Raw genomic sequence first — 24,699 nt, 5'->3', positions numbered from 1 at the left:
CCCCACAACCCCCCCCCCCACCCTGATCTTTCTCGGCGGAACACCCCCCCCACCCCCCCCCCCCACCCCGGCCACCCCACGCGAGACGCCGGGTCTCCCCCCCCCCCCCCGCCCCCCCCCCCACCGGTTCAGGCGACCGTGCAGCTCCGGTCGCCCAGGGTGAACGCGGTCGGTTTCGGGTTGGAGCCCGACCAGCTTCCGGTGAACCCGAAGGTCACCGAGGAGCCGGCCGCCACCGTGCCGTTCCAGGAGACGTTCCGCGCGGTGACCGCCGTACCGGACTGGGTGAAGCCGGCGTTCCACAGCTGGGTGACCTTCTGGCCGCCCGGGAACGACCAGCCGAGCGACCAGCCGCTCCACGCGCTCGATCCCGTGTTGGCGAGCCGCACGTCCGCCTGGAAGCCGCCCGACCACTGGTTGGTGACCTGGTAGGTCACCGTGCAGGCGCCCGTCGGTGTGGGGTCCGTGCCGCCGCCACCGTCATCACCGCCGCCGGAGGTGTCGCCGTAGACGACTCCCCGGCCGTTCGTCGAGACGTACACCCGGCCGTAGACGCGCGGGTCGCCGGTGATCGCCGCGCCCGTGAAGCCGTACTGGTGGGCGGAGTCGTTGACACGGGTCCAGCTCGCGCCCTTGTCCGTCGAGCGGAAGATGCCGCGCACACCGCCTATCTTCGCGCTGGTGAACAGCGTCTGGTACGAGGCGCCGGGTGCCGCCTTGCCGAAGCCGACGGTGTCGGCCTGCTCGACGTTCGCCAGCCTGGTGAAGCTCGCCCCGCCGTCCGTCGAGTGCCACAGACCGTACGCTCCGTCGCTCGCGCCGCCCGCCAGCCACACGTCGCCCTTCGTGCCGGGCAGCGCCTTGAAGCGGACGCTGTCGCCGCTCGGCAGACCGGTGGCCGCTGACGCGGTGAAGGTCGCGCCGCCGTCCGTACTGACGTAGAACTTCCCGGACTTGAAGCCGTAGAAGGTCTTCGCGTCCGCCCGGTCCGACTCCACGACCGCACCCGCCGGGATGCCGCTCGACGCCGACCAGGAGGTGCCGAAGCCGGTCGCGTACCGCACGCCCGTGCCCTCCGGGCTCCAGACGAACCGGCTGCCGTCCGCCGCCGCGGCGACCGTGCCGCCGCCGCTGACGCCCGAAGGGTCCGTCCCCGCGAACCAGTTGGCGCCGTTGTCGGTCGAGAACGCGATGTGCGGGCCCGAGTCGAGGTTGCCGGTCCGCACCACCGTGTCCGGGTTCGTCTCGGCGAAGTCCAGGCTGGTGGTCGTGGTGAAGTTCGGCGAGGTGAACATCATCGGCGGCACCTTGGTGAGGTCCGTGTGACGGAAGCCGCCGACGTCGCCCAGCGCGCTCAGCAGCGGGGCGCCCGACGGGGGAGAGACGAGGTCGTTGACCGCCGTCTCCTCCAGGCCCCGCACCATCGGCGTGATGGTGAACCGCCCGCCGCTGTCCCAGTTCGTGAGGTTCTCCGTGCCGTAGACCGTCGCCCCCGTTCCGTACATCATCCGGTTCGAGTCGAACGGGTCGATCTCCAGCGACTCCGTCATCCACCCCAGCTTCGGGCTCTGTTCGGGCGGCGACGGATTCGCGCCCCAGGTCAGCCAGGGCGAGGAGGAGACGTCCATCGTGTAGCGGTTCGAGTGGTCGGGATACGACGTGTAGTCCCACGCCTTCGTCCAGGTGCCGCCGCTGTCCGTGGAGCGGAAGATCTGGGTGTCCGGCCACCAGGAGCTGTACGCCGTCGCCATCACGGTGCCCGGGTGCTGCCGGTCCACCGTCAGACCGCTGAAGCCGTAGGAGGTGTCGGCCTCCGCGACCGGGCTGATGTCCGTCCAGGCGCCGGTCGCGGTCGCGTACCGCCACAGTCGGCCCTTGCCGCCGTCGTAGGGACCGCCCTTGTCGCTGTATGCGATGTACAGATAGCCGTTCTTCGTATCCAGTACACCCTTGTGCGCGAGATAGCCGGTCGGCTGCCCGGCCAGCCGGCTCCAGGTCGCGCCCGCGTCGGTGGACCGGTACACCGCGTTGTCCTTGTCGGCGACTCGACGTACACCGTCTTCGTCGCGGTGCCCGACGTGCCCGTGGACTCGTCGAAGGTGACCCAGGCGATGCCCTGGTTGTCGGACGCGTACCCGCTCGTGTCGCCCGGATCCTGCACGTAGTTGCCCGGGTTGGGGAAGCTGCCCACCTGCGACCAGGTGACACCGGAGTCCGTCGACCGCCACAGGCCCTTCCCGCTGGGCGCGCCCAGGTACAGCACGCTGTTCCGGTTCGGGTCGACGGCGAGCCGCTCGCCCATGCCCCGGCCGGGCATGTTGCCGCCGAGTTTGAACGGCAGGTCCGTCTTCTGCCAGCTCGCGCCCCGGTCGGCGGACCGCAGCACGGCCCCGTTGCCCGGGTCCCAGCTGTTGGTGTACGTGCCCACGGCCGCGTACACCCGGTTCGGGTCGACCGCGTCGGAGGCGATGCTCACCACGCCGGTGTGCCCCCAGTCGTCCCAGCCGACCGAGTCCAGCAGGGGCGTCCAGGTCTTCGTCGACTGCTGCCAGCGGTAGGCGCCGCCGATGTCGGTGCGGGCGTAGGCGAGGTTCTTCTCGGTCCGGTTGAAGACGATGCCGGGGACGAAGCCACCGCCGTCGATCCGGGCGTTCTTCCACGTGTACGTGTCGGCGGCGGGCGTCACCTTCGGGGTGCTCGCCGCCAGCGCGGGCGGGCTGCCCGCGAGCAGGCCGGCGGCCAGCGCCAGCACGGCGGTGAGGATGCGGGTCCTTCGCACAGGTCGTCCTTTCCGGGCGGGTGGGGGGATGGAAAGGCGATGGCCGGGCGGCCCCCCGTGCGGGTGGGGGCCGCCCGGCCGGGCCCCGTCGTCAGGTGACGGGGCCACGCACGCGAAGCTCCGGACGTTCCGGCGGGGCGCGGTGCCGCCCCCGCGCCCGTGCGGGCGCGGGGAACCGCGGGGTCGGCCACACACCGACCGCGGTCTGCGTACCGCCCTCCCCGCCGGGCGCCCGGCGGGGACTATTCGAGGAGCTCCGCGTACGAGCCCATGGCCAGGGCGATGTCCGCCTGGGCCCAGAACCGGTGGTACGTGAACACGGGCGCGGCTCCGCCCGCGAGGTAGCTCTCGATCTTCGACCAGGCCGGGTCGTTCTTGTAGAAGGACCGGAGCGAGGCGAAGGTGGAGGAACTGTTGATCGTGTCGCCGTTCGGCATCTTGCCGGTCCAGCCGCTCGGCACGTACACGGTGTCGTCGAAGCGGTTGTAGTCGGCGCGGGTCTCCGGGACGGCGATGCCCAGGGCGTCCTGGTCGTTCGTCCACATGCCGTCCAGCAGCGCCTTCGCCGTCGTCTTCGCCTCCGTGTCACCGGACCTGGCGGCGTAGTACGACAGGGTCTTGGCGTACGCGGCCGCCACACCCACGTCGTCGGTGTAGTCGGCGACGGTGACGTGAAGTCCGCTGTTGGCGCCGGGACTTGACGCGTTCCAGGTGTCGGGCTGCCCCGACCACTGGAGGGTGGAGGGGATCCGGAAGGTGCCGTCCGGGTTGATCGTCGTCTTGGACAGCGCCCAGTCGACCCACTTGTCGAGGACCGCCTTGGCGTTCGCGTTCCCCGTCTGCTGGTAGTACTCGGCGACCCGCTCCATCGACCATGCCTGGAAGCCGAACCACTGGTTGGACGGCGGGTCGTGGTAGACGGGCTGCTGGTCGTAGTACATGCCGTAGAAGGTCGACGTGCCGGCCGGCGGGGTCGCGTAGCGGCCCGCCCAGCTGTTGGTCGCACCGCCCGCGATGGCTCCCTCGTTCGACTGCAGCCAGCGGTAGAACTCCAGCTGCCGGTCGAGCGACTTCGCCCAGTCCGCCTGTCCCGTCGCCGACTTGGGCTTCAGGTCGGCGTAGCTGCTCAGGGCGTACGCCGCGAGCGGGTTCTGGTAGCCGCCGTGGACGTGGCTGGAGCCGATGCGCCAGGCCCAGCCCGCACTGGTGTCGTTGGCGCCGCCCCAGGCGTAGTACCAGGACAGCAGGTAGGAGGAGGCGTCCTTGCCGGTGCCGGCCGGGCAGGTGGACGGACCGACACAGTTGCCGATCTTCTTGAAGTACTTGTCGTACATGGCGTAGCGCAGGTAGTCGCCCATCTTCGCGGCCTTGCCGACGGTCGCGGAGACGTCACCGCCCTTGCCCTGCTGCTTGGCCCAGACGTCGGCCCAGTACGCGGCCTGCACCGCGCGCGCGTCGGCGTCCGGGGCGTCGGTGTACTTCCACTGCTTGGCGTAGGAGGCGTCGCCGGTGAACAGGTCCAGATAGCCGTTCGTGCCGCCGTACTTGAAGGCGTCGCAGGTCGGCTGCGGCACCGTCTCCCACACCGACTCCTGCGCGCCGCGCTGGAAGGTGTTGATGTACGACGGTCCGGTCGCGGTCGGGCCGGCCTCGCACTTGCCGGGCTCGTTGCCGTAGCCGTAGACGTTGTCGACGTCCTGCAGCCAGTGCATACCGTAGACGTCGTCCGTACCGTATGCGGTCTTCAGTTCACCGGCGATCGGATCCGGTCCGACCGACACCCCGGAGTCCAGCTTCGCCGGGTACTCGTTGGGAGTGTCCAGCTCCGGCGCGTACGTGGCCGGCTTCGAGGCGTTGTAGAAGGAGTTGGTCGGCTGGTCGGCGTGGGTCGGGATCATGTACTTCTCCATGATCGCCCAGGCGCCGTTGAACTTGGTCCAGTCGCCCGTCACCTTGCCGTACATGGCCTGGAGCCACAGCAGATAGCTGTACGCCTCCGACGTGGTCTCGTGGCCCTGGTCGGGCGCCTCGACGATCAGCGTCTCGACCGAGTGGTAGGGGATGCCCTCGGGTGAGAAGTAGCCGTTCGCCGGGTTGGTGATCTTGCCGTACAGATCCAGGAAGCGGGCGTCGTAGGTCTTGGAGGCCGCCAGCTCCGTCACGGTGACGGTCGCCTTGGTGTGACCGGCGGCCGTCGACTCGAAGGCCGCCGCACCGGTGCCCGACGCGTCGGCGGTGACGGTCACCTTCTGCGCGGTGCTCCAGTTCGACGGGGTGAAGGTGAGGGAGGCGCCACCGGTGACCGAGAGCCCCGAGTTGCCGCTCGCGCGGGCCGTCGTGACGGTCACGTTCGCGGCGGGCTGGGTCGACAACTTCACCTCGTACGTCCCCGTCTTGCCCTGCTGGACGCCCAGTTGGGACGGTGTGGCGACCACGACGGGGCCCGCGGCGACGGTGATGCCGACCGGGGTGGACTCCGCGGACGCGCCCAGGCTGTCGTACGCCTTCGCCACCAGGGAATGACTGCCCACGGTCAACCCGGAAGCCGAGAGCGAGTACGGCGCGCTGGTGTCCGTGCCCAGCAGGGTGGTGTCGTCGTAGAACTCCACCTTGCTGACCGTCGCGCTGTCCGCGGCCGCGGCGGTGGCCGCGAGCGGAACGGCCTGGCCCTGGGTGTAGACCGCGCCCGCGGCCGGGCTGGTCAGCACGGCGACCGGCGGCTGGTGGGCGCCGGCGCAGGTGGTGCCGTTGACCGCGAAGGAGGCCGGCGCGGCGTTGGCGCCGCTGTAGGTGAACTGGCCACCGGTGGAGACGGCGGCACCGGCGGCGATCCTCGCGTTGTACGAGGCGTTCTTCACCGTGACCGTCTGGCCCGACTGGGACCAGGTCCCGTTCCAGCCGTTCGACAGTTTCTGGTTGCCCGCGTAGGTGTACGTCAGCGTCCAGCCGTCGATGACGTCCGTACCGCGGTTGGTGAGGGTCAGGTCCGCGGTGAAGCCGGAACCCCAGTCGTTCGTCTTGTAGTCGACGCTGCACTGAAGTGCGGCTGCCTGTGCGGGAGTTGAAGCAGTGCTCAACAGGGTGAACGGAAGCGCCAGGGCGGCCACGGCGGCGGTCCACAACCGCCGTACGGCTCTGCCTCTCCTTCTGGGGTGCATGCGCTGGTTCCTCCTTGCGGCTCGGAGAAGTGGGGGGCGGAGCAGCAGCAACAAGCCTTGAACCAGTGGGAGCGCTCCCATAGTGCGGACGGGGGTGGGGTCGGTCAAGGTGCGCGAAGAGTCGAAAAGATTCGACAGCACGCGTTGAGGGAAAGTCAGCACCACCCCTGTCCATCGCCGACACTTGCCGCTACCTTCACTCGCATCAGTGGGAGCGATTCCATCAGTCGACGCGTCCGCCACGACGCGCCCGAGCTGTGAGGACTCGCTCATGCGACACCCCCCGCGTTCAGTACTTTTAGCCGTTGCCGGCTCGGCCGCCCTCGTCGGGTCCGTGCTGGTACCGGTGGTCACGGCGTCCGGAGCCACGCCCGCCTGCACGGTGGAGTACACCGTCACCAGTCAGTGGGACACCGGCTTCCAGGGCTCCGTGAAGATCACCAACAACACCGCAGCGGTGAGTGGTTGGAAACTCACCTTCGACTATGCGGGCGGCCAGAAGGTCGGTCAGGGCTGGAACGCCAAGTGGTCCCAGTCCGGTACCACCGTCACCGCGGCCAACGAGAGCTGGAACGGCTCGCTGGGTACCGGCGCGAGCGTCAGCGCCGGGTTCATCGCCTCCTGGTCGGGGAGCAACCCCACCCCCACCGCGTTCAAGCTCAACGGCACCGCCTGCAACACCGACACCGAACCCCCGCCCACTCCGACCGACCCGGGTGACGGCAAGGCGCCCGCGCTCCACGTCTCGGGCAGCAAACTCGTGGACGCCGGCGGCAAGACCCGCCGACTGCTCGGCGTCAACCGCTCCGGCGGCGAGTTCATGTGCGTGCAGGGCTACGGCATCTGGGACGGCCCGGTCGACGACGCCGCCGTGCAGGCGATCGCCGACTGGCACGCCAACACCGTCCGCATCCCTCTGAACGAGGAGTGCTGGCTCGGCCTGTCCAACATCAAACCGGAGTACGCGGGCGCCAACTACATCGACGCCGTCAAGGCCCTGGTCGCCCGGGTCGAGGCGCACGGTCTGACCCCGGTGGTCGAACTGCACTGGACCTACGGCCAGTACACCGGGAACTCGGCCGGCTGCTCCGACGTGCACGCCACCTGCCAGAAGCCGATGCCCGACATGCAGTACTCACCGTCGTTCTGGTCGTCGGTGGCGAACACCTTCAAGAGCGACCAGGCCGTGCTGTTCGACCTGTTCAACGAGCCCTACCCGGATCGTGCCACCTCCACGGCCACGCAGGCGTGGCAGTGCTGGCGGGACGGCGGGACCTGCTCCGGCATCGGGTACGAGGTCGCCGGTATGCAGGATCTCGTCGACGCGGTGCGCTCCACCGGCGCCAAGAACACGATCATGGCCGGCGGACTCGCCTACTCCAACGACCTCAGCCAGTGGCTGGCCTACCGGCCGACCGACCCGGCGGGCAATCTCGCCGCCGCCTTCCACGTCTACAACTTCAACACCTGCGCGAACGAGAGCTGCTGGAACTCCACCCTCGCCCCCGTCGCCGCCCAGGTACCCCTGGTGGCGGGCGAGATCGGGGAGAACACCTGCTCGCACGGGTTCGTCGACCAGGTCATGAAGTGGTTCGACGACCGGGGCCTGTCGTACCTCGGCTGGACCTGGAACACCTGGGACTGCTCCTCGGGCCCGTCCCTGATCTCCGACTACGGCGGTACGCCCACGTCGTACGGCGCCGGCCTGCGCGACCACCTGCGCGCCCTCAACCCGTAACGCCTCACCCCGCACCACCCCGCGGTCCGCACCACCCCCGAGATCCGCTGTGCCCGAAATCCGCACCGCCAGCGGTCCGCACCACCGGCACCAGCGCAGGTTCCCGCACCACCGCGACGCCTGCATGACCCACAACCGCACCAACCGCACCCGCACCACCGCAATGCCCGCACCACCGCAACGCCCGCACCACCGCAACGCCCGCATCAACCGCACCAACCGCAACGGAGAAGTCAACACCCGCCACGGAGAAGGAACCCGCACTCATGAGTCGTACCAGAACAGCGATACTCGCCGCCCTGGCGCTGGTCGCCGGGGCGTCCGGGACGGCGCTCGCCGTCGCCCCCGGGGACGCCGGGCTCGCCGCCGTCCCCTGCACCGTGGACTACAAGGTGCAGAACCAGTGGGACACCGGCTTCACCGCCGCCGTGACCGTCACCAACAACGGTGCCGCCAAGAGCAGTTGGGCGGTGAAGTGGTCGTACGCCGGAAACCAGAAGGTCACCAACGGCTGGAACGCGAAGATCAGCCAGAGCGGTGCGGCCGTCACCGCCGCCAACGAGACCTACAACGCCTCGCTGCCGGCCGGCGGTTCGGCCAGCTTCGGCTTCCAGGGCACGTACAGCGGGACCAACGCCGTGCCCGCCACGTTCACCCTCGACGGTGTGACCTGCAACGTCGACGGCGGTGGCGGTCCCACCGATCCCGGTCCGACCGGCCCGGGCACCCCCTCCACGAAGGTCGACAACCCCTACGTCGGCGCCAAGGTGTACGTGAACCCGGAGTGGTCCGCCAAGGCCGCCGCGGAGCCGGGCGGCACCCGCGTCTCCAACCAGCCGACGGGTGTGTGGCTGGACCGCATCGCCGCGATCAACGGTTCGAGCAGCAGCATGGGACTGCGCGCCCACCTCGACGCGGCTCTCGCGCAGAAGGGCAGCGGCGAAGAGGTCGTCCAGCTGGTCGTCTACGACCTCCCCGGACGTGACTGCGCGGCCCTGGCCTCCAACGGCGAGCTCGGTCCGACGGAGATCGACAAGTACAAGACGCAGTTCATCGACCCGATCGCGGCGATCCTGTCCGACAGCAAGTACAGCTCGCTGCGGATCGTCACCACCATCGAGATCGACTCGCTGCCCAACCTCGTCACCAACACCGGCAGCCGGGCCACCGCCACACCGGCCTGCGACACGATGCTCGCCAACGGCAACTACGTGAAGGGCGTCGGCTACGCCCTCAACAAGCTGGGCGCCATCCCCAACGTCTACAACTACATCGACGCCGGTCACCACGGCTGGCTGGGCTGGGACGACAACTTCGCCCCGTCGGCGAACCTGTTCAAGCAGGCCGCCACCGCCGAGGGCGCCACGGTCGACGACGTGCACGGCTTCATCACCAACACGGCCAACTACAGCGCCCTGAAGGAGAACAACTTCACCATCAACGACTCGGTGGCCGGCAAGTCGGTCCGTGAGTCGAAGTGGGTCGACTGGAACCGGTACGTCGACGAACTGTCGTACGCCCAGGCGTTCCGCAACCAGCTCGTCTCGGTCGGCTTCAACTCCGGCATCGGCATGCTGATCGACACCTCCCGCAACGGCTGGGGCGGCACCGCCCGGCCCACCGGCCCGGGCGCGACGACCAGCGTGGACACCTACGTCGACGGCGGCCGCTACGACCGCCGCATCCACATCGGCAACTGGTGCAACCAGGCCGGAGCCGGCCTCGGCGAGCGTCCGAAGGCCGCCCCGGCCGCCGGGATCGACGCCTACGTGTGGATGAAGCCCCCGGGTGAGTCCGACGGTTCGAGTTCCGCCATCGCCAACGACGAGGGCAAGGGCTTCGACCGCATGTGCGACCCCACGTACACCGGCAACGCGCGCAACGGCAACAGCATGTCGGGCGCCCTGCCCAACGCGCCGCTGTCCGGACACTGGTTCTCCGCGCAGTTCCAGGAGCTCATGAAGAACGCCTACCCGGCGCTGTGACGCCGTGCGGCACGGTGCGCTGAGACGCACCTGACCCCGCGGGTGACACGCGGGTGATCCGCCGGGACCGGCCTTGCGGGGCCGGCCCGGCGGATCACCGTGTCCGGCCGCCACCACCGGGCGGTCGCCGTCACGGGGCGGTCGCCGTCACCGGGCGGTCGCAGTCATGGGGCGGTCGCAGTCATGGGCGGCCGCCGTGACGACGCGGCCGCCGTGACGACGCGGCCACCGTCACGGGGCGTCCGCCACCACCGGGCGGTCGCCGTCACGGCGTGGCGCGTGGTTTTGCCGCCCCGGCAACAGGAGTGGCCCCGGTCCGGTGCGCCGGAGCACGCTGGCGGCACCCCGGGACGAGAGGCTGACCACCATGACGCACGAACCCCACGAACCCCACGAACCCCACGAACATCGCGAACCCCACGATCACCAGGGCCACGAGGGCCACCAGGGCCACCAGGGACCTCAGGGCCACGGCCCCGGTCACAGCCACCGTCACGACCACCACACGGACATCGACTGGGCCGAGATGGCACCGCATCTGGAGGCGCAGGCCGAGCTGTTCGCGCCGCTGTACGAGCGGGCCCTGTCCTGGCTGGGCCGGGAGGTGACCGAGCCGGGGCTGATCGTGGACGCCGGCAGCGGCCCCGGGGTCGTCTCCTGTCTGTTCGCCGAGACGTTCCCCGGCGCCCGGGTCATGGCCGTCGACGGCTCCGCACCACTCCTGGAGCGGGCCCGGGAGCGGGCCGGCCGCCTCGGGCACGGCGACCGGTTCGGCACCCTGGCCGGTGAACTGCCCGGCATCCTGGACGAACTGGACTACCCGGCCGACCTGTTGTGGGCCGGCCGCAGCCTGCACCACCTGGGTGACCAGCGCGCGGCCCTCACCGCCTTCGCCGCCCGGCTGGCCCCGGGCGGGACGGTCGCGCTGATGGAGGGCGGCCTCCCCGCGCGGTACCTGCCCCGGGACATCGGGATCGGCCGCCCCGGTCTCCAGGCGCGGCTGGACGCCCTGGAGTCGGAGTGGTTCGCCCGGATGCGCGCCGACCTGCCGGGCTCCGTCACCGAGACCGAGCACTGGCCGGCGCTGCTGAGCGCCGCGGGCCTGACGCACCACCGGACCCGCAGCTTCCTGCTGGACCTGCCGGCCCCGGTGTCCGATCGGGCGCGCGCCCATGTCGCCGCGTCCCTCGACCGGATGCGCGAGGGGTTCGGCGACGCGCTCGACGCCGACGACCGCGCCACCCTCGACCGGCTCCTCGACCCGGACGACAAGGCGAGCGTCCACCACCGGCCCGACGTCTTCGTACTCGCCGCCCACACGGTGCACACGGCCGTACGGACGAGCTGAGAGCCCTGCTGTACGGACGGCGCGTGGGCCGGGTGGGGCCGCTGGTCTCCCGCCGCCACCTGGCGCCTGATCTGCGGCCCTTGACTTCGAGAGTGCTCCAAGTGATGGACTCCCTGCCGTCCGACTCGACACAGGGGGAACTCCATGACCGACTCTCCGGTCGCACTCATCACCGGCGGCGGCAGCGGCATCGGCGCCGCCGTCGCCCGGCAACTGCTGGCCGCCGGGCAGCGGGTGGCCGTCACCGGCCGCGGCGAGGCGCGGCTGCACGCCTTCGCCGAGGAACTCGGCGAACCCGACGGCCTGTTGACGATCGCCGGCAACGCGGCCGAGTACGACGACGTGCGGTCGGCTGTCGACCGTACGCTCAAGGACTTCGGCCGGCTGGACACCGTCGTCGCCAACGCCGGTTTCGCCACCCACGACACGGTCGCCGACGGCGATCCCGCCGGGTGGACCGAGATGGTGCTGACGAACGTGCTCGGTCCCGCGCTGCTGATCCGTGCCTCCGTGGAGGCGCTGAAGGAGACGCGTGGACGTGTCGTCCTCATCGGCAGCGTCGCCGGTTTCGTGCCCACGCCCGGCAACGTCTACGGGGCGACGAAGTGGGCGGTGACCGGCCTCGCCGAGAACACCCGGCGTCAGGTCACGGAGTTCGGCATCGGTGTCACACTGGTCGCGCCGGGCCGGGTGGAGACGCCGTTCTGGGACAGCTACGGCAGCCTGCCCCCGGGACATCTCCTGACCGCCGACCAGATCGCCGAGTCGGTCGTGTGGGCCATCCGGCAGCCCGACGGCGTCGACGTCAACACCGTCGTCGTCCGGCCGCTCGGACAGCCCAACTGACCTGCTGCAGAACTCAGTTGTTCTGGAGGAACTGCTTCGCGAGCCGGTCGCCGAGGGTGACCGCCGCGCTGTGGCTCTCGATGGGGGAGACCTGCGAGTTCTTGAACACGATGTAGGTCACGCCCGAGTCGGTGCCGCCGGTCTCCGGGTCGCTGTCGATGCCGAGCGCGTGGGCGGTGGCGTACGAGGCCTCGCCGATGATCTTCGTGGGGCCGGTGTCGCCGACGACGGCGTACTCGACCTTGCCGTTGTAGATCACGGCGACCACGCCGCCGCCCTTGACGCCGGCTCCGGAGTACTTCCAGATGCTGCTGGAGCTGGGTACGACGACGTACGGCAGTGAGTCGGCCTTGAGGGGCTTGCCGTCGGACTGGTGGAACGCCGTGTCGTCCTGGTACCAGGGGTCGGTGTCCTCGTTGCACTTCGACGTGCGCTGGCCGTCGCAGTCGATGTCCATGTCGGCCTTCCAGAACACCGCGCCGTTCTTGCCGCACACGGGGACGGTGGCCGACGTCTCGTCGTCGGTGCGGTACTTGCCGTTCGAGATCTGCTGACAGGACGTCACCTTGGCGAGCAGGTCGGCCGCGCTGACCGAGCCCTCCTGGGCGGACGCCGGTCGTGCGGTGCCGGACGCGTGAGCGGGGAGCACGCCGGCGGCGAGCAGCGCGGCCCCGGAGGCCGCGGCGAGGGTCAGTGTTCGTATGCGCACTGTGGGGGAACCCTTCTGTTAGGAAAGTTTCCTTACTGGGTTGCCGTACAAGGTGACCCAGTCCACATGTCCGCGTCAAGCCCGCACGCGTCACCTGCCGCGAACCGGCCGGCCGCTACGGGAATCCGGCGAGGCCGCGAGAGAGGCCGCCCACCCCGCAGGGCAGGCGGCCTCGAACTCGCCGTTTCTCAGGCAGCGTTGAACGTGGAGGGGTCCGGGCCCAGTCGCCGGTCCTCGTTCAGCGCGCTGATCGCCGCCAGGTCCTCGTCGTCCAGGCTGAAGTCGAAGACCTCGATGTTCTCCCTGATCCGGGACGGCGTCACGGACTTCGGGATCACCACGTTGCCGAGCTGGAGGTGCCAGCGCAGCACGACCTGCGCCGGGGTGCGGTCGTGCTTCCGGGCGATGGCGACGATCGCCGGGACCTCCAGGAGGCCCTTGCCCGAGCCGAGCGGCGACCACGCCTCGGTCGCGATGCCGTGCTCCGCGTGGTAGGCGCGGGCCGCCTGCTGCTGCAGGTGCGGGTGCAGCTCGATCTGGTCGACCGCCGGGACGATCGACGTCTCGGCGCTGAGCCGCTCCAGGTGCTCCGGCTCGAAGTTGGAGACGCCGATCGCGCGGATGCGCCCGTCGCTGTGGAGCTTCTCGAACGCCTTGTAGGAGTCGACGTACCGGTCGCGCTCCGGCGTCGGCCAGTGGATCAGGTACAGGTCGACGTAGTCCAGGCCGAGTTTGTCCAGCGACGCGTCGAAGGCGCGCAGCGTGGAGTCGTATCCCTGGTCGCTGTTCCAGAGCTTGGTGGTGACGAACACGTCCTCGCGGGGGAGGCCGGACGCGGCGATGGCCTTGCCGGTGCCCTCCTCGTTGCCGTAGATCGCCGCTGTGTCGATGCTGCGGTACCCGCTCTCCAGCGCGGTGGTGACCGCCTGCTCCGCCTCGTCGTCCGGCACCTGCCAGACGCCGAAGCCCAGCTGGGGCATCTCGAGGCCGTTGTTGAGGGTGATCGAGGGGACCTTGCTGCTCACTAGCTCGTGATCCTTACGGTTGTCGTCAGGTGGTACTCCTATGGTCAACGATCACGAGCCGTGATGCATTCCTGACCGCGCGATCCGCCGCAACTGACCGGTGAGTCAGCGCCAAAGTCGCGAGATTGGCCGGAAACGCATCCGACGTCATCGGTCCGGACCATTGACCGCGACGCGTCAGGCCGCGACGCTGTATGGCGCCGCCGAACGAGCCGCTGAACGTGGTACATCCATGTGAACCGATGCCGGTGCCGACGTGACCTGGGGTTTCCTTGGTGCTGGCGGCTCGGGGCGTCCATGCGCAGCCCTGAACACTCCATGACGCCGATCACATGGACGGACGACTGCATTCCACAGACATCCGATGAAAGAGCCCGGCAAGGCCCTCGCCGTCCACCGAGAAGGAGGAACATGAGACATCGACGCCTGTCCGGGGCGCTGACGGCCTTCGCGCTGTCCGCCGTCGCGCTGTCGGCGCTGCCCGCGGCGCTCCCGCCTCCGGCCGCCGCCGCGACCGCGCGGCCCGCGAGCCGCCCAGCCGCCGCGACCGACTGGTCCGTGGCCGTCGTCGACTCCACCACGGCCCGCTACACCCCGAGCACCATCGGCGGCTGGTCCTACCCGGTCGGCCTCTACCTCTACGGCCAGTACCTCACCTACCGGCGCACCCACGAAGAGCGTTACCTCACCTACGTCAAGGACTACGTCGACCGCTTCGTGAAGAGCGACGGCACGATCGACCAGTCCTTCAACAGCCTCGACAGCATGCAGGCCGGCCGGCTGCTGGTGATCCTGCACCATGAGACCGGACTGGACCGCTACCGCAAGGCCGCCCAGAAGATCCGCGACCGCCTGAACACCTACCCGCGCACGGCCGACGGCGGGTTCTGGCACGCGGACACCACCAGTCGCGCCCACCAACTGTGGGCGGACGGCGTCTACATGGTGAACCCGTTCCTCGTCGAGTACGGCAGGGAGTTCGGCGACAGCGCCTACGCGAACGACGAGGCCGCGAAGCAACTCGCCGTCTACGGCGGTCATCTGCAGGTCGCGAGCGGTCTGCTCAGGCACGCCTACGACGAGTCGAAGAGCGTGGGCTGGGCCGATCCGCAGACCGGGCTCGCCCCCGAGCACTGGTGCCGTGCGGTCGGCTGGTACTCCATGGCGATCGTGAACGTCCTGGACGCCCTCCCCGCGAACCATCCCCGTCGCGCGCGACTCCTCACGATCCTGCGCAGGCTGGCCACGGGGCTGGAGAAGTACCAGGACCCGGCGACCGGACGCTGGTTCCAGGTGATGGACAAGGGCGGGCGCGACGACAACTGGACCGAGACGTCCTGCTCCAGCATGTTCACCTTCGCCCTCTCGCGCGGCGCGCAACGGGGCTATCTCGACCCGCACTTCACGGCCGTCGCCCGGCGCGGCTACCAGGGCGTCCTGGCGAGGCTGTCGCTCGGCGCGGACGGCCGGACGGAGCTCGCCGACATCTCCGTCGGCACGAACGTCGGCGACTACGCGTACTACGCCGCCCGCACCCGGGCCGTCAACGACTTCCACGGCCTGGGCGCCTTCCTGATCATGAACGAGCAACTGCGAGGTGATTTAGTGTCATGAGCACATCCAGAAGAAGGGTGCTCGGTGCCGCCCTCGGCGGCGTGGCGGGCGCCGCCGCCGGGCTGCCCGCCGCGACCACCGCCCACGCGGCCTCCTGGCAGCAGAAGTGGGCCCCCTCCGCGAGCGGCGACGGCCTCGGTGCCTTCGAGACCATCGAGGACGACCGCGCGAACTCGCACCCCGCCGCGCACCCGCACATCTACGCCACCGGGAACAACTGGCGCTTCAATATGCACACCGTCGACCGCGACACGTCCACCGACCGCCAGCGGCAGGAGGTCACCGGTCTGCGCACGAGCGGCAGCAGCCACCTCACGTGGACCGAGGGCCAGACCTGGCGGGTCACGTACTCCATGTACATCCCGAGCTCGCTGAAGGCCACCACCACCTTCACGCACATCATGCAGATGAAGCAGCCGGGCAGCGGCACCTCGCCGATCGTCGTGCAGTCCCTGCGCCGGGTGAACGGCCAGCAGACCATCGAGCTGAAACTCGCCATCGACGACATCCTCGTCGGCCGTACCGACCTGGACCCCCTGCACGACAGGTGGACCGACGTCGACTTCCAGATCAAGGTCGGCAACGGCTCGGCCGGCTCGGTCCGCTGGATCCTCAAGAGCGGCGGCTCGACCGTCGCCGACGCGTCGAAGACCGGCGTCGACACCTTCCTGGCCGACCGGGTGCGCCCGAAGTGGGGCATCTACCGCTCCCTCGGTGACACCTCCGGTTCGCTCCAGGACACCTACCTCCTGCTCACCGGCCTCCGCGGCTACCAGCTCGGTTGAGGAGCCGTCCCATGAAACCCCCCACCGTTCCCGGGCGCAGGGCGGGGGCGATCGTCCTGTTCGTCCTCGCCGTCGTTCTCGGACTCACCCATCCCGTGGCCCTCGCCGCCCCGAACCCGGCCCCGTCCGCCGCCGTCTTCGACGTACGCGACTACGGCGCCGCGGGGGACGGTTCCACCAACGACACCCCCGCCATCAACAAGGCGATCGACGCCGCGCACGCGGCCGGAGCCGGCACGGTCCGCTTCCCGTCCGGCAGTTACAAGTCCAGGAACACCATCCACATGCGGAGCCATGTGACGCTCCAGGTCGACAAGGGCGCCACGATCCAGGGCTCCAGCGCCGACACCTACGACAAGGCCGAGTCCAACCCCTACGACGCCTACCAGGACTACGGGCACAGCCACTTCCACAACGCGATGATCTACGGCGACCGGCTGACCGACATCGGATTCGTCGGCCAGGGCGTCATCGACGGACTCGGCAACCTCATCACCGGCAACCCGAAGCCCGGCGAGGCCGACAAGATCATCTCGCTGACCCGGTGTGACGGCCTCCGCATCGGCGACGGGCTCACGCTCCGCCGCGGCGGCCACTTCGCGGCCCTGATCAACGGGTGCCGGAACGTCGTCTCGGACCACCTGACCATCGACACCGCGAGCGATCGCGACGGCTGGAACATCATCTCCACCACCGACGTCACCGTCACCGACGCCAGCATCAAGGCCAACGACGACGCGCTGGTCTTCAAGAGCGACTACGCCCTCGGCGCCAAACTTCCCAACGGCCACGTCCGCGTCAACGACAGCTACCTGTCGGCCCGTTGCTGCAACGCGCTGATGTTCGGCTCCGAGACCTGCGGCGACTTCTCCGACTACCGGTTCGAGAACATCCGCATCGAGGGTGCCGACAAGTCCGGGCTCGGCATGGTCTCGATGGACGGCGCGAAGATCTCCGACGTCCACTACCGCGACATCACCATGACGGACGTCCACTCACCGATCCTGCAGAAGATCGGCACGCGCAAACGCTGCGGTGGCACTCCCGGAGTCGGGTCGATCAGCGACGTCACGTACGACGACATCAAGGCCACCGGCAACAGCCCCTCGTTCAGCCCGACCCTGTGGGGCGAGAACGGCCACCGCATCAGGGGTGTCACCTTCGACCACGTCGACATCACGGTCCCGGGCGGCAGCGGCACCCTGTCCACCGCCGTGCCGGCCAACGACCCGAAGGACTACAACCCCAAAGCCATCGGCCCCCGCCCCGCCTACGGCTGGTATCTGCACAACGCCGACGACGTCCATCTCACCGACAGTTCGGTGAGGTTCGCCGCCGACGACGGCCGGCCGGCGCTCATCGCCGACGCGGCGAGCAACATCCGGCTCACCCGGTTCACGGCCCAGCGTGGCGGAGACGCGCCCTTCGACGCCGGCTTCCAGGACGTCGACGGTTACTGCCTGACGGACAGTCACACCACCTCGGGCGGCGCGCTGCGGGTGTCGGGCAGCGGGTCGGGCCAGAACTGCGCCGGCGCCGCGGCGGCCGGACCGCTCGATCTCGACAACCCCCGCCAGGACTTCCTCCGCGCCTCCGTGGGCGGCCTGTTCCTGCACTGGGGCCTGCGCACCGCGCCCGCCCACACCAGCTGCTCCGGGTGGGAGAGCGACGTCACCAACGGCGGCTGGACGCCCGACTACTGGGTGAGGGAGGCGCAGAAGCTGCACACGCAGTACCTCGTCCTCGCCACCTTCCACAGCCGCCTGGGCTACGCCCGCCCCTGGCCGTCCGAAATCCCCGGCTCCTGCTCCACCAAACGGGACTTCGTCGGCGAGCTGATCACCGCCGCGAAGGCCAAGGGCATGAAGGTCATCCTCTACATGACCGACGACCCCCAGTGGCACGCCGAGGGCGGCCACGAGTGGCTCGACTCGTCCGCGTACTCGGCCTACAAGGGCACGAACGTCGACCTGACCACCCGTGACGGCTTCGGGCGGTTCAGCTACGACAACTTCTTCGAGGTCATGAACCGCTATCCCGACCTCGGCGGTTTCTGGATCGACAACGACAACGCGTACTGGGAGAGCCACGACCTCTACGCGCAGATCCAGCAGAAGCGCCCGAACTACACGCTCAGCAACAACAACGAGGACACGCCGATCATGGACATGATCAGCAATGAGCAGAAGACGGGAATGTCCCCCGCCTACGACTACCCGCAGGCGGTGTACACCGCGCAACCCCGCCTGACCGAGGCCGACTTCAAGCTCCCCTCGACCGGCGCCTGGTGGTACGACGGCTCCGACCCCTCCGTCGACCGGATGCTCACCCTGGGCCGTCTCGTCACCAACGCGGGCTCCTCGGTGAAGGCGCTCATGGCCGAGACCGCCCAGGTCAACGGCGTGTTCCCGGCCAACCAGGCCTCCTTCAACACCTTCGCGAACTCCTATCTCGACCCCGTCTGGGAGTCCCTGCACGGCACCGAGGGCGGCGGCTACATGTACGGCGGCCTCAAACCCGGCTTCTGGAACGACGGGGCCCACGGCGTCACGACGATCGCCAAGACCGACCCGAACCGCCAGTACGTGCACGTCCTGACCCCGCCCACCACCAGCACCCTGCGCATCCGGGACAACGGCTACCGCGTCGCCTCCGTCATCAACCTCCGTACCAGGGCGGCCGTCTCGTGGACCCAGTCCGGCGGCGTGCTCACCCTGAACGGGCTCGGCGCCTGGGACCCGTACGACACCGTCTTCAAGGTCACCACGGCCGGCCGGCAGGGCATCCTCAGCGGCGTCAAGGTGAGCGCGAGCGCCTCCGCGAGCGGCCACGCCGCCTCCGCCGCCGGTGACGGCGACCACCTCACCTACTGGGACAGCGACAAGACCCTGCCCGTCGACCTGACCTTCGACCTCGGCTCGGCGAAGAAGGTGCGGTACATCGGGCTCAACCAGCGTGAGGACTCCGTCGCCTACGCCCGCTCGGACACCGAGCAGTCGGCGCGGATCAAGGACTACAAGGTGTTCCTCAGCAACGACGGCACGACCTGGGGCAGCGCGGTGAAGTCCGGGCAGGTGGCGAGCCGCCGCGGCATCCAGGGCATCGACATCCCCGCCGCGAGCGCCCGCTACGTACGCCTCGAAGTCGACTCCACCTGGGCCGGCGCCGGCGACACCGCCCGCTACAAGCGGCTGCGCGTCGACGAGGCATGGATCGGCACCTCCTACGCGACACCGGCCACCGGGAGTACCTCATGAACCGCGGCAGAACACTGATGGCGGTGGTGGCCGGGCTGGCGATCGCCCCGGCCCTCCCGCTGCTCGGCGCCGGCCACCCCGCGGCCGCCTCCGACAACGGCCAGTCGGTCCGGCCCGCCCTGGGCTGGAGCAGCTGGAGCTTCGTGCGCCGCACACCCACCGAGGCGAAGATCGAGGCGCAGGCCGACGCCCTGGTGTCGAGCGGCCTCGCGAACCACGGCTTCGTCCACGTCAACCTCGACGACTTCTGGCAGAAGTGCGACGACAACGGCTTCGTCGTCGACTCGGCCGGCCGCTGGGCCGTCGACACCGCGAAGTTCCCCGGCGGCATCAAGGCGCTCGCCGACCACATCCACTCCAAGGGCCTCAAGTTCGGCTTCTACGTGACGCCGGGCATCGCGAAGAACGCCGTACTGAAGAACACACCGGTCGAGGGCACGTCGTACCACGCGAAGGACATCGCGGACACCTCGAAGACGGAGAAGAACTACAACTGCAAGAACATGTACTACCTCGACTACGGGAAGCCGGGCGCCCAGGAGTTCGTGAACTCCTGGGCACGGCAGTTCGCCTCCTGGGGCGTGGACTACCTGAAGATCGACGGCGTCGGCAGCCAGGACGTCGCCGACGTCCGGGCCTGGGACAAGGCCCTGCGCGCCACCGGGCGGCCGATCACCTTCGCGCTGTCCAACAACCTGCCGATCGCCGACGCCGCCACCTGGCGCGCGCTGGCCAACAGCTGGCGCACCCAGGGCGACGTGGAGTGCTACTGCGGGCCGGGCGCCAACGGCAGCGGCTATCCGCTGACCGACTGGTCGCACGTCTCGGCCCGGTTCGACACGGCCGCCTCCTGGCAGCCGCAGGCGGGACCCGGCGGCTGGAACGACCTGGACTCCCTGGAGGCCGGCAACGGCGACCAGGTGGGGCTCACGGCCGACCAGCGGCGCTCGCACCTCACCCTGTGGGCGATGGCGGCCTCACCGCTGCTGCTCGGCACCGACCTCACGCACCTCGACTCCGTCGACAGGGCGATGCTCACCAACGACCGGCTGATCGGCGTCGACCAGGACGGAGTGGCCGCACGGCGGATCGTCAAGAGCGGTGTGCGGCAGGTCTTCGCCAAGAAGGAGAGCGACGGACGGTACGTCGTGGCGCTCTTCAACACCGGCACGTCCGGCAGCGCGACCGTCGGCGTGAACTGGTCGCAGGTGGGTTTCACCGGCTCCGGCGACGTCACCGACCTGTGGTCCGGCTCCCACAAGGGCACGGTCGCCGACAGGTACAGCGCGACCCTGCGGCCGGGGGAGACCCGGCTGATCCGGGTCGAGCCCGCCGCCTCCACAGGATGAGGGGACAGACATGAAACCGAACGGAACACTGCGGTGGGGCCTGTCCCTGCTCCTCGCCGTCCCGCTGGCCGGCCTGGCCGGCTCCGCCGCGCGGGCCGCCACCGGCTACCAGGCCGAGGACGCCGGCATCTCCCAGGGCGCGGTGGCCACCAACCACACCGGCTACACGGGTACCGGCTTCGTCGACTACACCAACGTCAAGGGCTCGTACGTGGAGTTCACGGTGAGCGCCGCCTCCGCCGGAACCTCCTCGGTCGCCCTCCGGTACGCGAACGGCACCTCTGTCGACCGGCCCATGGACATCTCCGTGGGCGGCACGGTCGTCGCCGCCGGCGTCTCCTTCCCGGCCACCGCCGACTGGAACACCTGGGCCACCAGGGCCGTGAACGTCCCGCTCGCCGCGGGCACCAACAAGATCCGGGCCACCGCCACCACCGCGAACGGCGGCCCCAACCTCGACCGCGCCGACGTCGGGGCGGCGGCCGACACCCAGGCCCCGGCCCGCCCCGGTCAGCCCGCCTGCTCGGACATCGGCGAGAACGCCCTCACCCTGACCTGGGGCGCCTCCACCGACGACGTGGGCGTCACGGCGTACGACCTCTACGAACACGGCAACAAGATCGGTGAGGCGCCCGGGGGTTCGACCTCCAAGGCGCTGACGGGTCTGAGCCCCGCCACCACCTACAACCTGACCGTCATCGCCCGCGACGCGGCCGGCAACACCTCCGCCGCCAGCCCTGTCGTGGACTGCACGACGAAACCCAGCTCCGACACCACCGCGCCGACGAAGCCGGGAACGCTGTCCGCCTCCGGGGTCACCGCGAACAGCGCCGATCTGAGCTGGGGGGCCTCCACCGACGACCGGGCGGTCGTCGCCTACGACGTGCGCAGCGACAGCACGGTCTACACGTCCGTCACGAGCGGTACGTCGACCACCCTCACCGGGCTCGCCTGCGACAGCCCGTACACCCTGAACGTCGTCGCCCGGGACGCGGCCGGCAACCTCTCCCCGCCGAGCAACACCGTCACGTTCACCACCAAGGCGTGCGCGACCGACGGCGGGGTGCCGTCCTCGATCTCGACGCTCTCCACCGGCTGGACCATCCCCTGGGGCACCTACTGGATGCCCGACGGCAAGTCCGCGCTGGTCACCGAGCGGGACGACTTCCGCGTCTGGAAACTCACCAAGGACGGCACCCGCACCCAGGTCGGCACCGTCCCCGAGGCCGTCACGACCAACGGCGAGGGCGGCCTCCTCGGCGTCGCCGTCGACCCGGACTGGGCGAGCGACCACTACGTCTACTTCATGCACACCGCGGCCGAGGGCAACCGCGTGGCGCGCATGACGTACGACGGGACCAAGCTCAGCGACTACAGGATCCTGCTCCAGGGCATCAAGAAGAACCGCTACCACAACGGCGGCCGCCTCACCTTCGGCCCCGACGGCTACCTGTACGTCTCCACCGGCGAGGCCCAGACGCCCGCCCTCGCGCAGGACAAGACCTCCCTCAACGGCAAGATCCTGCGGATGACCACCGACGGCAAGCCGGCCCCCGGCAACCCGTTCGGCACCTACGTCTACAGCCTCGGCCACCGCAACCCGCAGGGCCTCGCCTTCGACCGGTCCGGCCGGCTGTGGGAGGCGGAGTTCGGCAACAGCTCCAAGGACGAACTCAACCTGATCAAGCCGGGCGCCAACTACGGCTGGCCCACCTGTGAGGGCTCCTGCAGCGTCTCCGGGATGACCAACCCCAAGGCCACCTGGAACGTCGAGGAGGCATCGCCCAGCGGCATCGCCATCGTCCGCAACGTCGTCTACATGGCGTCCCTGCGCGGCGAACGGCTGTGGCGGATCCCGATCAACGGCGACAACGAGAGCGTCGGCACGCCGACCGCGTACTACGTCGGCACCTACGGCCGGCTGCGCACGGTCACCAAGGTGCCCGGCGCCGACCAGCTGTGGGTGTCGACCACCAACTGCGACAACAACGGAGGTGCGGCGGACGGCTCGGACAAGATCCTGCGCGTCACCATCGGCTAGCCGCCAGGGCGCCGGACCCCGCGGGTCCGGCCTGAGCCGGACGAGAGGCCCTAAGCGCGGTACAGGGCCTCGACCTCGTCGGCGTACGCGCTCTCGATCGCCTTGCGCTTCAGCTTCAGCGACGGCGTCAGCAGACCGTGCTCCTCGGTGAACGGCTGCGCGAGGATACGGAAGGTGCGGATCGACTCGGCCTGGGAGACGAGGGTGTTGGCGGCGACCACCGACCGCCTCACCTCCGTCTCCAGGTCGGCGTCGCGCACCAGCTCCGACGGGGTCATCTCCGGTTTCCCGTGCATCGCCAGCCAGTGCTCGACGGCCTCCTGGTCGAGGGTGACCAGGGCCGCGATGTAGGGCCGGTCGTTGCCGACGACGATGCACTGGGCGACCAGCGGATGGTCGCGGACCCGCTCCTCCAGCACGCCCGGCGACACGCTCTTGCCGCCGGAGGTCACCAGGATCTCCTTCTTGCGGCCGGTGATGGTCAGGAAGCCGTCCTCGTCCAGCGAGCCCAGGTCGCCGGTGGCCAGCCAGCCGTCGTGCAGGGTGGCGTCGGTGGCCTTCTGGTTGTTGAGGTAGCCCTGGAAGACGTTGTCGCCGCGCAGCCAGATCTCACCGTCGTCCGCGATGTGCACGGTCATGCCGGGGATCGGCCGGCCGACGGTGCCGTAGCGGGTGCGCTCGGGCGGGTTGGCGGTCGCGGCCGCGGTCGTCTCGGTGAGCCCGTACCCCTCGTAGATGTGCACGCCCGCGCCGGCGAAGAACAGTCCCAGGCGGCGGTCCATCGCGGAGCCGCCCGACATCGCGTGCCGCACCCGGCCGCCCATCGCGGCCCGCACCTTGGCGTAGACGAGCTTGTCGAAGACCTGGTGCTGCATGCGCAACGCGGCCGAGGGGCCGGGCCCGCTGCCCCAGGCCTTGGCCTCCATCGCGTCCGCGTACTTCACCGCCACCTCGACGGCCTTCTCGAAGGCGGGCGCCCGGCCCTCCTTCTCGGCCTTGCGGCGGGCCGCGTTGAACACCTTCTCGAAGATGTACGGCACCGCGAGGAAGAAGGTCGGCCGGAACGCCGCCAGGTCGGGCAGCAACGCGGCCGCGTTCAGCTGCGGCTGGTGGCCGAAGCGGACCCGGCCGCGGACCGCGGCGACCTGCACCATCCGCCCGAAGACGTGCGCGAGCGGCAGGAACAGCAGCGTCGCCGCCTCGTCGCCCCGCTTGGAGTGGAACACCGGCTCCCAGCGGTCGATGACGGTGTCCGTCTCGAACATCAGGTTGCCGTGGGTGATGACACAGCCCTTGGGGCGGCCGGTGGTGCCGGAGGTGTAGATGACCGTCGCCGTCGAGTCGGGCGTGACGGCCTGCCGGTGCCGGTGCACCACCTCGTCGTCGAGCGGGGCGCCCGCGTCGTACAGCTCCTGCACGGCGCCCGAGTCCAGCTGCCACAGCTGCCCGAGCCGCGGCAGCCGGTCGATGACGGTGGCGATCGTCATCGCGTGGTCCTCGTGCTCGACGACGGCGGCCGTGCACTCGGAGTCGTAGAGCATCCAGAAGCACTGCTCGGCCGAGGAGGTGGGATAGACCGGCACCACCTGGGCGCCGATCGTCCACAGCGCGAAGTCGAAGAGCGTCCACTCGTAGCGGGTACGGGCCATGATCGCGACCCGGTCGCCGAAGCGGATGCCCCGTGCGAGCAGGCCCTTGGCGAGGGCGAGGACCTCGTCGCGGAACTCCGCGGCGCTCACGTCCCGCCACCGCCCCGCCTCGTCCTTGCGGCCGAGCGCGATGTGCAGCGGGTCCTCCTGGGCATACTGGAAGACGACGTCGGCCAGTCCGCCCACCGGCGGTGGCAACGCCGACGGAGGGTTGGTGAACTCGCGCAAACCCCGCTCCCCGCTCCTCGGCGCCCTGTGGGTGACACTCCGCTCAGCGCCGTGAAAGCTACCCCACCCGGGGACGGGGCGGGAGGGGGGCCGAAGCGGAGCAGGGTTCACGTACTCGCTGGTCACCCCTGCACAATGGGCGCACATGGGGAAGGGTCGGACACAAACCTGACGATTGAGTAAGTTTC

The 24,699-nt window shown here is 69.9% G+C and carries 13 protein-coding genes and 1 pseudogene; 9 read left to right on the top strand and 5 right to left on the bottom strand.

Annotated elements, in window-relative coordinates; translation table 11 throughout:
* Positions 1 to 128 precede the first annotated feature (128 nt).
* A pseudogene (locus AC07AZ_RS00490) lies at positions 129 to 2,779 on the bottom strand (cellulose binding domain-containing protein).
* 242 nt (positions 2,780 to 3,021) lie between these two features.
* Entirely contained in the window at positions 3,022 to 5,937 is a 2,916-nt protein-coding gene (locus tag AC07AZ_RS00485; protein ID WP_478842219.1) for a glycoside hydrolase family 48 protein, read from the bottom strand.
* 271 nt (positions 5,938 to 6,208) lie between these two features.
* Between AC07AZ_RS00485 and AC07AZ_RS00480 the strand changes: the two genes are divergently transcribed.
* From AC07AZ_RS00480 to AC07AZ_RS00465, 4 genes are all read left to right on the top strand, one after another.
* Entirely contained in the window at positions 6,209 to 7,675 is a 1,467-nt protein-coding gene (locus tag AC07AZ_RS00480) for a cellulase family glycosylhydrolase (RefSeq protein ID WP_478842217.1), read from the top strand.
* Between the two features lie 266 nt (positions 7,676 to 7,941).
* Positions 7,942 to 9,660: a glycoside hydrolase family 6 protein gene (locus tag AC07AZ_RS00475; RefSeq protein WP_478842215.1), complete on the top strand. Its 1,719-nt coding sequence runs from the start codon at positions 7,942 to 7,944 to the stop codon at positions 9,658 to 9,660.
* A gap of 367 nt (positions 9,661 to 10,027) precedes the next feature.
* Positions 10,028 to 11,008: a class I SAM-dependent methyltransferase gene (locus tag AC07AZ_RS00470; protein ID WP_478842212.1), complete on the top strand. Its 981-nt coding sequence runs from the start codon at positions 10,028 to 10,030 to the stop codon at positions 11,006 to 11,008.
* A gap of 144 nt (positions 11,009 to 11,152) precedes the next feature.
* Entirely contained in the window at positions 11,153 to 11,854 is a 702-nt protein-coding gene (locus AC07AZ_RS00465; RefSeq protein ID WP_478842210.1) for an SDR family oxidoreductase, read from the top strand.
* Positions 11,855 to 11,867: 13 nt separating this feature from the next.
* On the opposite strand, the gene AC07AZ_RS00460 is transcribed toward AC07AZ_RS00465, so the two are convergent.
* Positions 11,868 to 12,563, bottom strand: a complete 696-nt coding sequence (locus AC07AZ_RS00460) for a glycoside hydrolase family 75 protein (RefSeq protein ID WP_478842208.1) — start codon at positions 12,561 to 12,563, stop codon at positions 11,868 to 11,870.
* Between the two features lie 188 nt (positions 12,564 to 12,751).
* Positions 12,752 to 13,588 (bottom strand): aldo/keto reductase, encoded by an 837-nt coding sequence (locus tag AC07AZ_RS00455; protein WP_478842206.1) that lies wholly within the window; start codon positions 13,586 to 13,588, stop codon positions 12,752 to 12,754.
* A 411-nt stretch (positions 13,589 to 13,999) separates the two neighbouring features.
* Here AC07AZ_RS00455 and AC07AZ_RS00450 point away from each other — a divergent pair, with 411 nt between their 5' ends.
* From AC07AZ_RS00450 to AC07AZ_RS00430, 5 genes are read left to right on the top strand one after another with little or no spacing between them, the layout of a single operon-like run.
* Positions 14,000 to 15,202, top strand: coding sequence for a glycoside hydrolase family 88/105 protein (locus AC07AZ_RS00450; RefSeq protein ID WP_478842204.1), 1,203 nt, complete (start codon positions 14,000 to 14,002; stop codon positions 15,200 to 15,202).
* The gene (locus tag AC07AZ_RS00445; RefSeq protein WP_478842202.1) at positions 15,199 to 15,987 is read left to right on the top strand and encodes a heparin lyase I family protein; all 789 of its coding nucleotides are present in this window, start codon (positions 15,199 to 15,201) and stop codon (positions 15,985 to 15,987) included. Before AC07AZ_RS00450 ends, AC07AZ_RS00445 begins: the two co-directional genes overlap by 4 nt.
* Positions 15,988 to 15,998: 11 nt before the next feature.
* On the top strand, positions 15,999 to 19,244 hold the full coding sequence (locus AC07AZ_RS00440) for a glycosyl hydrolase family 28 protein (protein ID WP_478842200.1): 3,246 nt from the start codon (positions 15,999 to 16,001) through the stop codon (positions 19,242 to 19,244).
* The gene (locus AC07AZ_RS00435; RefSeq protein ID WP_478842198.1) at positions 19,241 to 20,593 is read left to right on the top strand and encodes a glycoside hydrolase family 27 protein; all 1,353 of its coding nucleotides are present in this window, start codon (positions 19,241 to 19,243) and stop codon (positions 20,591 to 20,593) included. Before AC07AZ_RS00440 ends, AC07AZ_RS00435 begins: the two co-directional genes overlap by 4 nt.
* A 10-nt stretch (positions 20,594 to 20,603) precedes the next feature.
* On the top strand, positions 20,604 to 22,634 hold the full coding sequence (locus AC07AZ_RS00430) for a PQQ-dependent sugar dehydrogenase (RefSeq protein WP_478842196.1): 2,031 nt from the start codon (positions 20,604 to 20,606) through the stop codon (positions 22,632 to 22,634).
* 50 nt (positions 22,635 to 22,684) lie between these two features.
* Here AC07AZ_RS00430 and AC07AZ_RS00425 read toward each other — a convergent pair whose 3' ends face one another.
* A complete protein-coding gene (locus AC07AZ_RS00425) occupies positions 22,685 to 24,511 on the bottom strand; it encodes an AMP-dependent synthetase/ligase (RefSeq protein WP_478842194.1) in 1,827 nt (608 codons plus the stop codon).
* Between the last annotated feature and the right edge of the window lie 188 nt (positions 24,512 to 24,699).

Source organism: Streptomyces sp. NPDC043878 (assembly GCF_056435735.1).
The sequence above is the reverse complement of the archived record's forward strand: the minus strand, read 5'-3'. Positions and strand labels throughout refer to the sequence as shown.

Bases quoted from the DNA above. Each gene is read 5' to 3' on its own strand.
- AC07AZ_RS00485 (WP_478842219.1), bottom strand. From the start codon at position 5,937: ATGCACCCCAGAAGGAGAGGCAGAGCCGTACGGCGGTTGTGGACCGCC.
- AC07AZ_RS00480 (WP_478842217.1), top strand. From the start codon at position 6,209: ATGCGACACCCCCCGCGTTCAGTACTTTTAGCCGTTGCCGGCTCGGCC.
- AC07AZ_RS00475 (WP_478842215.1), top strand. From the start codon at position 7,942: ATGAGTCGTACCAGAACAGCGATACTCGCCGCCCTGGCGCTGGTCGCC.
- AC07AZ_RS00470 (WP_478842212.1), top strand. From the start codon at position 10,028: ATGACGCACGAACCCCACGAACCCCACGAACCCCACGAACATCGCGAA.
- AC07AZ_RS00465 (WP_478842210.1), top strand. From the start codon at position 11,153: ATGACCGACTCTCCGGTCGCACTCATCACCGGCGGCGGCAGCGGCATC.
- AC07AZ_RS00450 (WP_478842204.1), top strand. From the start codon at position 14,000: ATGAGACATCGACGCCTGTCCGGGGCGCTGACGGCCTTCGCGCTGTCC.
- AC07AZ_RS00445 (WP_478842202.1), top strand. From the start codon at position 15,199: ATGAGCACATCCAGAAGAAGGGTGCTCGGTGCCGCCCTCGGCGGCGTG.
- AC07AZ_RS00440 (WP_478842200.1), top strand. From the start codon at position 15,999: ATGAAACCCCCCACCGTTCCCGGGCGCAGGGCGGGGGCGATCGTCCTG.
- AC07AZ_RS00435 (WP_478842198.1), top strand. From the start codon at position 19,241: ATGAACCGCGGCAGAACACTGATGGCGGTGGTGGCCGGGCTGGCGATC.
- AC07AZ_RS00430 (WP_478842196.1), top strand. From the start codon at position 20,604: ATGAAACCGAACGGAACACTGCGGTGGGGCCTGTCCCTGCTCCTCGCC.